The organism is Bythopirellula polymerisocia, from assembly GCF_007860015.1.
GTDB classification, from domain to species: domain Bacteria; phylum Planctomycetota; class Planctomycetia; order Pirellulales; family Lacipirellulaceae; genus Bythopirellula; species Bythopirellula polymerisocia.
Genome location: NZ_SJPS01000003.1, coordinates 626,817 through 640,401, shown reverse-complemented (window position 1 = coordinate 640,401; position 13,585 = coordinate 626,817). Strand labels below are relative to the sequence as shown.

Annotated in this window: 8 protein-coding genes; all 8 read right to left on the bottom strand. The window is 52.3% G+C overall.

Annotation, left to right across the window (positions count from 1 at the left end):
* Positions 1 to 103: 103 nt before the first annotated feature.
* The 8 genes from egtB to Pla144_RS12045 all read right to left on the bottom strand — a co-directional run bounded on the left by egtB (position 104) and on the right by Pla144_RS12045 (position 13,347).
* The gene (gene egtB, locus Pla144_RS12080; RefSeq protein ID WP_146450922.1) at positions 104 to 1,387 is read right to left on the bottom strand and encodes an ergothioneine biosynthesis protein EgtB; all 1,284 of its coding nucleotides are present in this window, start codon (positions 1,385 to 1,387) and stop codon (positions 104 to 106) included.
* Entirely contained in the window at positions 1,371 to 2,903 is a 1,533-nt protein-coding gene (locus tag Pla144_RS12075; RefSeq protein ID WP_197530620.1) for a glycine betaine ABC transporter substrate-binding protein, read from the bottom strand. Before Pla144_RS12075 ends, egtB begins: the two co-directional genes overlap by 17 nt.
* 8 nt (positions 2,904 to 2,911) lie before the next feature.
* On the bottom strand, positions 2,912 to 3,643 hold the full coding sequence (locus Pla144_RS12070) for an ATP-binding cassette domain-containing protein (protein ID WP_146450920.1): 732 nt from the start codon (positions 3,641 to 3,643) through the stop codon (positions 2,912 to 2,914).
* A 196-nt stretch (positions 3,644 to 3,839) separates the two neighbouring features.
* The gene (gene egtD / locus Pla144_RS12065; RefSeq protein WP_146451078.1) at positions 3,840 to 4,814 is read right to left on the bottom strand and encodes an L-histidine N(alpha)-methyltransferase; all 975 of its coding nucleotides are present in this window, start codon (positions 4,812 to 4,814) and stop codon (positions 3,840 to 3,842) included.
* 91 nt (positions 4,815 to 4,905) lie between these two features.
* Positions 4,906 to 7,815, bottom strand: coding sequence for a cytochrome P460 family protein (locus Pla144_RS12060; protein WP_146450919.1), 2,910 nt, complete (start codon positions 7,813 to 7,815; stop codon positions 4,906 to 4,908).
* A 1,148-nt stretch (positions 7,816 to 8,963) separates the two neighbouring features.
* Complete coding sequence (locus tag Pla144_RS12055) at positions 8,964 to 9,884, bottom strand: DUF1559 domain-containing protein (protein ID WP_146450918.1); 921 nt, start codon at positions 9,882 to 9,884, stop codon at positions 8,964 to 8,966.
* Positions 9,881 to 10,375, bottom strand: coding sequence for a hypothetical protein (locus Pla144_RS12050; RefSeq protein WP_146450917.1), 495 nt, complete (start codon positions 10,373 to 10,375; stop codon positions 9,881 to 9,883). The genes Pla144_RS12055 and Pla144_RS12050 overlap by 4 nt, the downstream gene beginning before the upstream one ends.
* A 17-nt stretch (positions 10,376 to 10,392) precedes the next feature.
* On the bottom strand, positions 10,393 to 13,347 hold the full coding sequence (locus tag Pla144_RS12045; protein WP_197530619.1) for a beta strand repeat-containing protein: 2,955 nt from the start codon (positions 13,345 to 13,347) through the stop codon (positions 10,393 to 10,395).
* Between the last annotated feature and the right edge of the window lie 238 nt (positions 13,348 to 13,585).

Below are 13,585 nucleotides of genomic sequence, written 5' to 3'. Positions count from 1 at the left end.
GCTCATTCAAGCAGAACTCTTCAGTCGCGTCGCGGCTAACGGAATTATGTTAGCCGCAATGCGGAGCGCCAGCGCCGCAGAGCGCGAATTCGAGCCCACTCCATTACTTCGCCAGCCGGAATCCCGAGAATTGCCAACGCGCCTCTGGAGCGAAAAAGTTGCGATAGGTACGGCGGATGTGATTCGATGAAGTCGCGCACGACCCGCCCCGGAGCACGAATTGGTTGCACATGAACTTGCCGTTGTACTCGCCTAAGGCACCTGGGGCGGGTTGGTAACCCGGATAGGCTGTGTACTGACTGGCTGTCCACTCCCAGATGTCGCCGAACATCTGCGCGAGGCGACCATCATCAACGGATCGACTACTAGGGTGAATTGCGTGTCCGGAACAAAGTAGCGTGTCGGCAAAGTTACCTGTAATGCCGACATCTTGAGCGGCCACTTCCCACTCAGCCTCAGTCGGCAGTCGCACGCCGGCCCAGCGGGAAAAAGCATCCGCTTCGAAAAAACTCACATGCGTGACGGGGGCAGCCAAATCGACCGGCCGGGAGCCTGAGAGTGTAAATTCCTGCCACCGGCCATCCTGCTCATACCAATACAATGGATGATGCCAGCCGTTCACTTGCACTTGTTGCCAGCCTTCTGAGAGCCAGAATTCAGGTCGAGAGTAACCCCCCTCGGAGATGAACTCGAGGAATTCACCGCTGGTGACAGGGCGACTAGCCAGAGCATACGGCTCGAGGAAAACACGGTGTTGCGGTCCTTCGTTGTCGTAGGCAAAACCTTCGCCGACATGGCCGATTGTATAGAGTCCTTCCTCAAAATGGATCCACTCGCACTTTGCTGGCGAATCGCTGGCAGAAGGTCGCAACCCAGCGCGGAATCTGGGCCGCAAGGGATTCAACGAGAACATGTGTTTCACGTCCGTGAGTATCAATTCCTGATGCTGCTGTTCGTGGTGCAGCCCCAGCTCAACCACTTTGGCTAATTGCTGATCGGCGTCGATCTGTCCCTCACCAAACCACTTGGTGACCAGTCGGTCCACTTCGTGCCGATAGTCGTAAACCTCTGCAACCGTCGGTCGAGTCAGCATTCCCCGTAACGCACGTGGAAACTGCTCACCAACTGAGTTGTAGTAGGAGTTGAACAAGACTTCGTAGTGTTCGTCGTACGAACGATAATTCGAATCCGTCTTCAACAAAAAAGTTTCGAAGAACCATGTCGTGTGAGCTAGGTGCCAACGCACAGGGCTGGAGTTGGGCATCGACTGAATACAGCAATCCTCAGGACGGAGTGTTTCGCACAGTGTCTCGGTAAACTGGCGGACCGCTGCGAAACGTTCGGCCAGATTAGTGGAGAGGTAAAGGGTTTCAGATTGGTTCGACATCAGTGATGCTCGTGGATTGAGGAAGTAGACCCGCGGGGACAAACCACCTTTCTCCCACTTCAAACAGGATTTGCAAGAGGATCGCCATGCAGGCCGCCGGAATGGCCCCTTGCATGATCAGCCCCATATCGTTGAGGCGGATGCCAGTGAGTATCGGCTGACCATATCCACGCGCCCCCACCAAGGCCCCCAGCGTCGCAAACCCCACATTCAAAATCGCGGCCGTCTTAATTCCAGCCAGAATCGAAGGAGATGCGAGCGGCAATTCAATGTGCAGCAATCTAAACATGGGCGAGAGTCCCAAGGCAGTTGCCGACTCGGCATACTCGGGCGAGATCGAGGTCAACCCGGTTGCCGTGTTTCGCACAATCGGGAGGAGGCTATAGAGGAACAACGCGACTATTGCTGTAGCGGAGCCGGCACCCAGCGTGTCGAGTCCCAAATAAGCCACCGGGGCGATCAAAAGAACCAAGAGCGCCAGGGCAGGAATTGTCTGCACGATGCCTACCACTCCCAGAATCACTTGACCCAATCGAGGACGCTTGGCCGCCAGAATTCCCAGTGGAATAGCCGCAAAGATCGCAGGGATTAGCGACCGACGCACGAGGTCGCAATGCTCAAGTGTTCGCTGCCAGATTTGGCTTGCCACAGACGGGTCTGCAACTTCCACATCCAGCGAGAACTGTTCGCGCAAGAAATCCGCTGCGGCCTGCGGCTCGCGGACGGTACCTGTTTCAACCTCCGCATTGAGATCGAGTATTTCTTCTGCTGTGATCATTCCTTCGAGTCGGGCGATTTGTTTGGGAACATCAGGAAACCGCTTAGCCAAGTCTGAGCGAAACAGCACCACGGCATCATACCGAGGAAAGTAATTGCGGTTGTCTTCCAGCAGCACCAGATCGAGACCTTCGAGTCGGGCATCAGTCGTGTAGACATCCATTACTTCGATGGTCCCCGACTCCAATTGCCGATAGGCGAGGTCATGGTCCAGTCCCGTGACTTCGTCCTGTGGCAGGCCATAGCGCTTGCGGAGATTCTTCCAGCCATCATCGCGATCCAGAAACTCGTTGCTGAAACCCATGCGTAAATCGTCGTGGGCCGCTAGGTCAGAGATCGTCGTCAACTTGTATTGTTCCGCCGTGTCACGCGTGACGGCCAGAGCATAGCTGTTGTTGAACCCCAGCGGTTGGCTGACAAACACTCCTTGTTGCTCGAGGAGCACAGAGAGATCTTCAAATGTTTTCGCATTCTTTCCGGAAAAGATTTCTTCGATAAGGGTGCCGGTATACTCAGGGTACAGGTCGATTTCTCCCCGGCGGAGGGCATCGAAAACGAGCGTGGTCCCTCCTAGTTCGGACAAATGGCTGGCGCGTTGTCCCGTAGAACGGATGAGCTGCGTAAGCATTTCGCCCAAAATGACGGACTCGGTAAACTTTTTCGACCCCACCCGCACCCCAGCCAGCTTCGATCCGCGCGGGAACAGCGCTAGCAGGAGCAAGACGAGGCAGATTATCATTGCACGCTTCATGATAACATAGGGCGTTGGGCTTGAACAAACTTTGCGGCAAAATCATCCACGGGATTCTTAAGTAATTCCTCAAAGGGTCCTTGCTGCACAATTCTACCCGCACGCAGCAGAGTGATGGTATCACCCAGAAAACCTGCTTCCCCAAGGTCGTGCGTGACCAGGACGACAGTTTTGTCTAACTCTCGAAAAATGGCGCGCAAGTCTTGCTGCAACTCGGCGCGGATCATCGGATCGAGATCCCCTAGCGGCTCGTCCAGGAGAAGCACATCGGGATCAAGCATGAGAGCCCGCATCAGACTCACTCGTTGTCGCTGCCCTCCTGAGAGTTGCCGGGGGTACCGATCCAAGAGCCCAGCAGGAAGTTGCGTCAATTCGAGTAAATCTTTGAGCCGCTCGGCGGTTCGTCCCTGCTCCCATCCAAGATAACGGGGCATGATCGCTGCATTGTCACGGGCCGTGAGGTGCGGAAAGAGGCCACCCTCTTGAATCATATAGCCGATCCGCAGGCGCATCTCTGCAAGATTCTCTGCTAGGAGTGGTTCACTGTCAAAAAGCAGAGTGCCCGAGTCAGGTTTCACCAATCCAACCATCATCCTCAGCAAAGTCGATTTCCCACAGCCACTGGTGCCAATCAAGACTTGCGTCTTCCCTGATTGACAATCCAAATCAATCCCATCCACGGCCACGTGCGATCCATAGCGTTTTGTGACGCGTTGGAGATGGATCATGACGAGACCTAGGATTTCAATATCAACGGGAAAGGAAATGGGCCGCGGAAAAAAGCGGATGCGACATAGACCTAAATTGTCAAACCGGAAGCGATAAAAATTGACGAAGTATCTCCAGATTAAAACACCTCGATCCGCGGACATCAGCTAAATCTGCGTTCATCCGTGTTCTATTTCTCGAATCATTCCTCTCCGCCTAATCTAGAAAGGCAAGGTGTAAGACGGCGAATCGACTCTCTTTGTCAGTCCACGATTTACGAAGGGTCAATCCTACTTGAGCAGCTAGTACAGCGAAACCATCAATGGTGTACTTGTGAGAATGCTCCGTAAAAATCGGTTCCCCCTCGGTAAACTGAAAGAGGTGATCAGCAATGGAAACACTCTGCTCTGAGTAGCTGACCAGGGAGAGCTCAACGCGATCTTCCAAATCGGCATAGACTGCCCGATGACCAAACTGATCGAGATCAAAGTTCCCCGCCAAATCACGATTTATTCGATCGAGGAGGTTCTTGTTGAAGTCGGCCGTCACCCCCAGGGAGTCGTTGTATGCCGCCTCGATCACTGAAACGTCTTTCTGCAAGTCGATGCCGATTAGCAATCCACCTCCTCGGCCGCACAGATCAGCGATCTGCTCCAGCATGGCCCGCGCTTCAGGGGGTTCAAAGTTTCCTATCGTTGAGCCCGGAAAAAACACCGCACTGTGGGTAGGTACCCGACGCGATACGGGCAAGGAAAAACTCTCGGTAAAATCTGCGCAGACGGGCAAGATCTCAATCTGCGGATAAACCCGTGAGAGTTGCGCGGCCGTCGAAGCTAGATGTTCGCGCGAGATGTCCACTGGGACATAGGCTACCGGGTCATCGAGTTTATCGAGCAAAGCACGAGTCTTGGTGCTACTGCCACTGCCGTACTCAACCAGCATCACTCCCGGGCCGATCTGGTCAGCCATCTCCTCGGCAAACTCTTTGATGATCTGATCCTCAGAGCGAGTAAGATAATACTCCTCGAGCAAACAGATCTGGTCGAACAGTTGCGAACCCCGTTCATCGTAAAAATACTTGCAGGGCAAGCGTTTCGGCGAAGAACGCAAGCCGGCAAGCACGTCTTCGAGAAACTGTTTGGTTGTGGGTTCGAGATCGAGCAGTGAGGTGGCAGAATCTGAATTGAGCATCACGAGTCCAACTGCTGCAGGTGAATAGGTTCTCTGCTGAAGTAAACCATCTTATCGGTTTGAATCGAAATTGTGCAGTGACAAATTGACGCTAATCAACCACCGCCGTCGCAGAGGTTACTTCAAGTTTCCAGTTCTCGATAGGGGTACCGCGGAGGTCAATATTGCTGCAAATATAGTGCAAACGCTGGGTTGCCGGCCCGTTCGGAGCCGTTTCAAACAGGCTCTGCAGGAAGTAGGGGGGAATCGCCTGATAGTACAACGTGGCACGCACTTCCAATCGCTCATGGTCGATCTCTGCGGGTAGCTTGATGCGGTAAATCACTTCGTCGGAACCACTACCATCGGTATAGCGGGGATCTTTTTTCGCCACGGGGCCCGGATGGGTCGCATGGAGAAATTCACCTCGCAGCGCGGGGTCCGGTCCTTTTGACTTCCATCCGCGCGGAAGCAAGCGATTATCTTTCACGATGTCCGAACCGTGAATGAAGCTCGTGGTGTAACGGTGTTTACCGCTATGTAGCAAAGTTTCGTAAATCTGTACTTGATTTGGCGAGGTGATGACCTCGTGATGATGCTGGCAGATTTGCTCATTGGCGGCAGGATCTTCGGCAAAAAATTCTGACGAGAGCGGTTTGCCGTCTGCGTCAAGTAACACCCCTAGCTCATTCGTGCGACCCGATGACCACACGATTCGCCCATTGCCTTCTGTTGGCTTCTCGATCACTAGCAATTCAATAAAAGCCCGGCGGAAACCGACGCCGCTGGGGAAACGATGCCCCACCTTGTTTTGCACATCGACCGTCGCAATTAGTTTCTTACCTTCGAATTTCGCGTCGACAGTCAGCGTCGCCACATCATTGCGGGCCTGATACAGAAAGTCGTCGATCGCATGGGGGATATCCTGCGTTGAGCCAGTCATGAAATCGTACTTGCGGACCCCCAGCACGTCGTCGAACTGGTTGAACATTTCCAGCAGAAAAACATTCAGCCCGCGGAAATTGTGACGTGCATATCCCTCCTTGCGATGGCGAATCTTGAGCTCTTTTTGCTCGACCAGATTCTCCGCATCTGGGAAAGTATCATCCTGAATTGCCGCAATGCGAGTCTCGATGTTTTCCAGATGCAGGTCCAGATCATCGTTGTGATAGTCGCGTGCCATGTGGCAATCCTGACATGTCTTGGCCTGAGGGTTGTCAGGATTGAATTCGTTCTCATACTCACTGTTGAGCCATTCCAGATAGGTCGCCTGCTCCACATGATGGTTATACTTCTTAAACAGTTGGTTCTGCTCGGCAACTACCAGTTCATTCGGCTCTTCGCCTTCAGCCAGCGGCTTATCGACAATCGGCAGATTCACGACATGGCACGCACCGCACATTTGCGATTGTTTGATGTACGGATTGAATTTTGGCTTGAAGCCCAACGCATGTTCCATTGAGTAAGGAGAGATCTCCTTGTCCTCAAACGGGCCGTGCAATTCGTTGGCGTTGCCGACGTGAATATTGCCAGTGATCGACGTTTCCAAGAAGAACTCCAGGTAGTGCCGATGGTCGTCGGCTGGTTGCTCACGAGGCTGCATTTGATGGCAGATCGTGCAGCTTATGCCATCGCGGGCAAGCGAGCCATAGTGCCAATCCTTTGCGTTTTTGGCTTCAGGATCAGTCGACTTCAGCATCACATGTTCGATGCCAAAATGCCCTGCCGATTTGCCTTGATCGAGCGTGAACTGGTGCTTTCCCATTGCCCCGTGGCAGGTGAGACAGGTTTCGACCAGATTGTCGACGTGCTCCTTGGCCTGTTCAGGATCGTCAGCAAAGTCACTTCGCATTAACTCGATCTCACTCTCGAGCTGGGCATGAAATATTGGATCGCGGCCTGCCAAACCCATCGGCGTCCAGCGCCATTCTCCATAGGGTGAAAGGTGTACTCCCTCCGAACCGTATTCGGCACTCTCGCCGGTAGGAACAAACATCGTCGGCCCAAAGGGCTCCATCAGCCCCGCATGACAACTCATGCATTGATTGGACGTGACAAAGGGCTGCGTGTCTTGTGCTGCTGCCTGTCGGCGAACTACCCAATCGTGTGTCTCGGGCGGGAAATGCAAGACCTGATCACGCTGGCGAGTCGGAATGCTGGGAAACAGTTTGAGGAACTCTTGGCTTAGCGTGGGCTGGCACAGCTCAGGATGCGGCGAGTTGCTACACCTTGGATGTGACGTATCAGCTGCTAACTTCTCCAAGCCGATCAGTAGACCTGCATTGCTTTCGTCCTCCGGCGTCTCGGCACCCACTGGTTCTTCATGGTCAGTCACCTTGCGCCAGGAATCATCGATCCGAAACAGGAGCGGTTCGCCCAGGAATCCTTTGATGTTCCGCAGAGATGCAAATGTGTATTCGTTCGTTGCTCCTTTCGTTTGAGCAGAGGCATGGCAGCGAACGCAGTAAATGCCGAAACCGGAGATCGGGTGATCGAACGGATATTGATGATTGTCTACCACCTGCTGATCCTTGGCAGGATTGCTCCAGAACCAGCCATCATGTGAACTTTGGGAATCTTTCACCATCACGGTCCAGCTTGAGAGGTGCGCAAACAGCTCATCATCGTCCAGCCCCTCGTAGCGGGCGGCTGGTGGTTCGTACTGCTCCTTGATAATCATTGTCCCATCGGGAATTGCATCCTGTTTGCCAGCCAGCAACCAACGCATGATTTCGGGCGAATAATAGATCGACACCGCCGGGTGGGTGCCATAGTACTTTCCATTAAGATACGGACCGGTATCTCGCACGCGCTTATCGTTGACCCAACCGAGTGCTTTGTACTCTCGTTTATTGAGAAAATCGAAAAGCTGCTTTTCGTACTCGGCAACACTTAGGGAGCCGGGCAAGGGCAGGGGACTTAGCTGCCCAAACGAGGCTGGTGGAATGGCGGCTGTCTCCCCTGCTATCAGTCCACTACAAAAAAGCTGCCAGGTGAGAAGAAGGATCCAAAAATGTCGCATCGAAGTACTCTCCAGAGAACAGCAACAGCTGAGCCAGTATGGTTCATGAGCCGCAATATTGAGCCAGTATAATAGCAAACTGACGCCCGAAAGTAGAACAGCTGTCTTGCGGATATTCCTGAGGCTGGAATAATCAGCATCGGTGAACTTCAGAAGATTTGAACAGGAGGACGCGGAGGAAACAGAGTTTCTTGTTCAGAGTCGCCTATCATTTAAGTGCTGGATAGCCACGAAAAACACTTAGAGACACCAAAATTGTTAGGAATTCTAAGCAACGTCAATTCTTCTTCTCCTGTCTTTTTGTGATTCTTATGGCATTCAATAACATTCTCTGTTTTCTCCGCGTCCTCTTGTTCAATATCTTTCATCCATATCGTGCAATCTAAAATCACTTGTAGCAGACAGGAATCTCGGACTTTGACTCATGGGCATGACACGATTTCAGGCGATCTTGTTGGCGAGTTTTTCGGTGCTCTCTACCAGTTGCTGGCACTGCCGAATCGATGTCGATTGTTACGAACGACTCAGCAGCAGAATCACCTGATCTCCGGATTATCGCAGTGTCGAAAGAAGTATTTGAACGTTCTTTCTATCGGAGAATTCTTTGACAATATGAACCAAACCGCCCCGTTGTTACCTTGCTGAACTCAGCCCTCTAACGACATGGTAACGCGGCCAAGAGAAAAATCCTGAGCCCAGATACTGTACATGCGTTCATTTTTTGCTATAATGGCGTCATGGCAACCATTCTTCACTCACACTGAGGACCCGACCATGTACGTTATCTCTTCAGACTCTTCACAAATGGCCAACTCAGACTACTGTTCCATAGCTGAGATTCTCCCCGCGGTACTTGCAAGCTATGGAATTGACTCAGAAGAGGAGCCCCAAAACTCCTTCGCCCCCTTGGGCTGTCTGCAGGGAGCATGCTACTCGGCACTCGTTACCCAATGAGGCTTTCAGATGCCAGAGTACCCTCCAGACAATGAAATGGAGTGCGAGAAGGAACCTTCCACTCAGGAGCGCACACAGGATGAGTTGCAGGCTCGATACGTCGAGTAGCAACGGCGCATGCGGTGCCACGGCTGTGGTCTCATATCTGATTGCCTCTCCTATTGCGTAGCAGGAGCAAACGACACTGGTGGGTACTATAGCGCATCATGCGCAAATGACTTGCCATCGTTTCGAACCGACAGTCGGCGAAACACTTCTGCGTCGACCGAGTAACTGATCGTCTGGACAGAGCAGTCGCAGAGTACCCCGATCATAGTTCCAGGGTGTGGACCACCAAACTGATAGTTAGCCGGATAGAGGTTCGAGTGACTCAGGTGCTCTGAATCGAAGTCAAGCGCCGGCGGCACCACGCCCCAACGGACCACGTCGTCAGAAAATCCCCCTACATAACCATCGTTGTCGCTAGGTTGGCATTCGGTGGTCACAAACCGTGAGTTCAACCGCTTTTCGGCAACAAGCAGTGTGTTGCTCATGCCATCGTCCACCGACTCGGGTGCGAAAATCCCATGACGCTTGTAGGCGAACATGCCGTCCTCGCCCATACCCAGTCGCGCGCCTGTCTTACTGCCACCCTCTGTTGATGTGCCCGCGTTGCCAGCGTAATCGTTCATCGCCCGAGGTCTTTGATGGCTTTGCCAAATCCCGCCCGACAATGCCACCGGCGGCCGCCGCGAAGGACAAAAGTACGTTGAGATCGGCGTCCCTGCCACCAAGTCATCGTCTGGATGCTCATACATCGCTTGCTTTTCAATGAAGGGCAACAATTGGTACGCCCAAGACCAGTCTTGGTCTTTGTAGCCGACAATTTCGCCATTTTTCTTCCGTCGCGGCCATCCATGACTGGCGCCACCGGTCGGAAAAGTTTTATGCACAAGCAAAAAATTGTGCATCCCCACACCAATCTGCTTCAGATTGTTCATGCAATGAGTCCGTCGCGCGGCTTCACGACTTGCCTGCACTGCAGGTAACAATAGGGCAACCAATACACCGATGATCGCAATCACTACCAGCAGTTCGACCAAAGTAAAACCACGATTGATAGATCGTCGTCTCAAAGGGCATTCCCCGCATTGTTCTCGAACATCGGCTCATGTCCAGGCGGGAAACTAGCCCTGCGAAATTCGGCGTCTGGCATTCGAAGGATTGATCCCATTGCGGTCAAAACCCACCTTTTTCCTTCACCGTCTTGACCGCTCGATATTTGTTCGTAAGCCAGCACAGGCGTTGACTTGGCCCACGTCAAATCCGCTGTTGGATCAAGCCCGTAACAAATCACAAATGGTTGACCTGTGCTCGAAGTTAGCAGCTTCTCTGGAGTATCTTCCTTCGAGTTTTCAGCGGCCAACAACGGCAACAATTCTTTCTCGCCGCTTGGCACGCGGCCGAAGCGGTCGACAAAACTATTGTAAGCCGCATTGATTTTCATCAGCCGCAGCTGCGACTCAGGGAGGTCCGTCTCGACGATGATTGGCCGACGATCACAACCGGAGATTAACCCACCCAGACAACAGCATGAAAACAGACACAACAGTATGTGGCGAACCATGAATGCTGACTCGATGCCTAGCACAAGGCGAGCGGGGATCTCCTTCTAAAGCCTGCCAACCCGAGGGTCGCCATCGCAGCCAGGATTAATGCATTCGGCTCAGGTACAGCGGCCAAGGCCCCCAAAGGGGTTCCCCCTACGTTTAGTAAACCATTGCCAGTGAATAAGGGACTCTTGAAAGTGGCGGAAGAAGCGAGGCTGCCCCAAAGGCCGTTAGCTTGAGCGGCACCATTTAAGAACAAACTGCCGACAATGTCCGATCCACCAAAATTAAGATCGAGGATGCCGCCTGTTGAGATGCGGACTGCCGAGCTATCGGCCAAAAAAGCGTTGTTCATACTCAGGATACCAGCCTCCACGCTCGTATCACCGGTGTAGGTATTGGCACCGGTGAGCAACCATTTTCCGGTACCCTTCTTAGTAATGCCCACGATGCCACCTGCGGCCGAGTTACTTATCACTGAGGCAATGGTATTGTTTCCTGAGTTGAGACCGTCAAGTGTCAGTGTTCTTGGTGTCGTACCAAACACGATTGTTGTGTTTGGTTTGAATGTGGTTGCAATTCCATTGCTCAATGTAATCTGTTTGCCATCATCGCTGACGCCCGTGACCACGGTGCCTGCTGGAATACAGTTAGAACCGTCAGGGTTACATTGAGGATCAATGACAATTCCACCAGGACTTGGGTCGCTGACTGGCATGCCGGCTACAATGTCAGTTACCTCTACAACACCAAGAATAGAAGTTGGAAAGGTGCTAATCAGCGAGCCTGTACGGCTCGCCGCATCGGCACGGCCCAACGCACCAGTATTCGAGAAAACGACGGCCCCGGTACCTGAGGCATTAATCGTCGCACCTCCGGTGCCGATAGTAAACAAGCGATCGGTTGTATCACCATTTCCGACATATTTAAGTGTCGAACCTTGAATGAGTAGATTGGACGCGACGTTTGAAGCCGAGCCAATGCTACTCGGGGAGTTTCCATTTGCAAGATGGTCTACCACCAAGGTCGGAGAGACAAAACGATCGTAAAAGACCGCCTTGGCGACGTTTGTACTATCGGTATCTGCAGCAGCCTGTTCTTGGCGAGTTGAAGAGTATTTTGTGAGGATGGTGGTCGAACCTGTGAAGGTATTGTCGCCAAGCAGTTGAACGGTGCCGCCGTTTTTGACGATGAGGGAGTTCCCGCCCGATAATTGAGCGTTTGGCAAGGTGAGAGTCCCGACTCCTCCACCGAGCTTATAGGTGTTCCCTGCGGGAGTAATCGTCCCGGTATAGCTTATGCCCGTTTCTGGCGCTGCTACACTCATTTTAGATGCAAAGACGGCCAGGTCACCTGCGGTAAAGTTAAGAGCAGTGCTTGTGTCCGTGGAAGCCAGCATCAGGCCACCTGTGCTTGTAGGGTCGATCTTACCTAAGAATGTCGCGTTCGTCCCCAGATTTTGACCAACCGGATGTGAGTCAACACCGACCGCCCCACCGAGGGACAAGATCAAGCCCGCTCCCGTATTCAATGAGCCGTTATCAGCGTAGTGCATATTTCCCATCTTAATCAGTGTGCGGGAAGTATGCTGATTGCCTCCTGCAGCCACATCAATCTTCAGTACTCCAGTCCCTGATTTTTCTATCGCCCGAAATTGGCCGGAATCTAGTGGGTCATCGCGGATCAAGCCTGTTACCATAGTACTGCCAGTCCCATCGAAAACAAAAACTCTATCCGATTGTTCATCGTCATTCCAAATATCTAACCTGCCAGTAAGCGTAAGTGTCTTGCCGGCGTCGAGCAAGTTGACAAAACTTTTATTGTTTTGTTGGGTGATAGCTCCCGTAAGTGTCAGATTTTGACTTCCCTTGAAGGTAGTATTGTGCTGAACGACTATGTCATTTGCGAGCGTACGATCACCATTAACAGGAATGATATTAAAGCCATATTGGTTGTTCGGCCCCTGTTGTGCCAACGAACCAGTCCCCAAGGCTGCATCATCGGCCAGTTCGAGATTAACTCGACGCAGCGTCACACCGCCGCTATGAGTGTTGGCACTATTGAGCCGAACCGTATTGAGGGGCATCACTACCGCACTTACGCCCGGACCGACCCAAAGCCTTGTACTTACAGCACCATCGTCGATCACACCGTTTACGATGAGGGTACCTTGGGCATATTCATGCGTATTCAGCCCGAAAGCGCCCCCCATTCCATCAAACTGATTTACGAGATTGATATCTCCATTGATCGTGGTCGTAATGCCAGAGTTAGTATTACTGATTGACGAGAGAATTCCACCGTCTTCGGGCGTGTCGTTCTGGAAGGATATGTTCCCAGCAATCGTCAAATTAGCCCCTCCTCCAACCTGGAGTTGCTCGCCCACGATATGCACATTGGAGCTAATGCGATTGATCGTGCCCACTGCACCTTTCGTAGTGATGATGGGGGCACCACTATTGAGTCCGAGCGAGTCTAAGCCGTAGTTGTCCTTCCAGATTTGAAGATCAGCCCCGTCGACAAAGAAATCACCATTAGCATCACCGAAAAATTTATTCAACACATTCGTTCCGTAGTTGCGCTGCCAAATCAAAAAGTCGGCTCCATCGACGGTTTTGTTGTTATTGAAATCGGCGTCTGCCAAATCCGGCGAAAAGCCATTGTGGAACCGCAGCGTAGCTCCGGAACTCACTAAATCCGTGGTCACCGAGCCGGCAGTACCACCTATGTTGAGCCCTGCGATTGTCACGTCGTTGCCGGTGGTACCGATGTCAATTGTCAGATTGCTGCCGAGCCCGACGGAGAGATTAGCGACATGTTGCGGGTCGTTGGGGAAGTTTGCCATGTCCCAATTGCCATTTTGCTGCCAGTTCTGTGCACCGGTAGAGCCATTCCACAGAAACTCAGTAAGCTGCGCTTCAGCAGGCGAGATCCATGCAGAAAGCAACATACTAACAGCAAAAAGTGAAACTACTTTAAATCTGAACATTTCCCCTACTCCGTAAATAAACATTGATTGAAAGGTCTACTGAATTACTGATGAATGAAATCGCGAACGCCCTTTGAAGCAATGTTGGCTATAGGATTTCACGATGTGCTGCAGTTGGTTCGTTGCTATCTTAACGCCATTCCTGAAAAGATTTCGGGACTTCCCGAAATCGCTGCCCCATAATATGCGAGTGAACATCAATACTAAAAAAGTGTGTCGTTAAGACTAGAAATTCCAA

What these genes read in the sequence shown, in the direction of transcription:
- egtB (WP_146450922.1), bottom strand. Translation starts at nt 1,387, where the DNA reads ATGTCGAACCAATCTGAAACCCTTTACCTCTCCACTAATCTGGCCGAA.
- Pla144_RS12060 (WP_146450919.1), bottom strand. Translation starts at nt 7,815, where the DNA reads ATGCGACATTTTTGGATCCTTCTTCTCACCTGGCAGCTTTTTTGTAGT.
- Pla144_RS12045 (WP_197530619.1), bottom strand. Translation starts at nt 13,347, where the DNA reads ATGTTCAGATTTAAAGTAGTTTCACTTTTTGCTGTTAGTATGTTGCTT.
- Pla144_RS12075 (WP_197530620.1), bottom strand. Translation starts at nt 2,903, where the DNA reads ATGATAATCTGCCTCGTCTTGCTCCTGCTAGCGCTGTTCCCGCGCGGA.
- Pla144_RS12050 (WP_146450917.1), bottom strand. Translation starts at nt 10,375, where the DNA reads ATGGTTCGCCACATACTGTTGTGTCTGTTTTCATGCTGTTGTCTGGGT.
- Pla144_RS12070 (WP_146450920.1), bottom strand. Translation starts at nt 3,643, where the DNA reads ATGATCCATCTCCAACGCGTCACAAAACGCTATGGATCGCACGTGGCC.
- egtD (WP_146451078.1), bottom strand. Translation starts at nt 4,814, where the DNA reads ATGCTCAATTCAGATTCTGCCACCTCACTGCTCGATCTCGAACCCACA.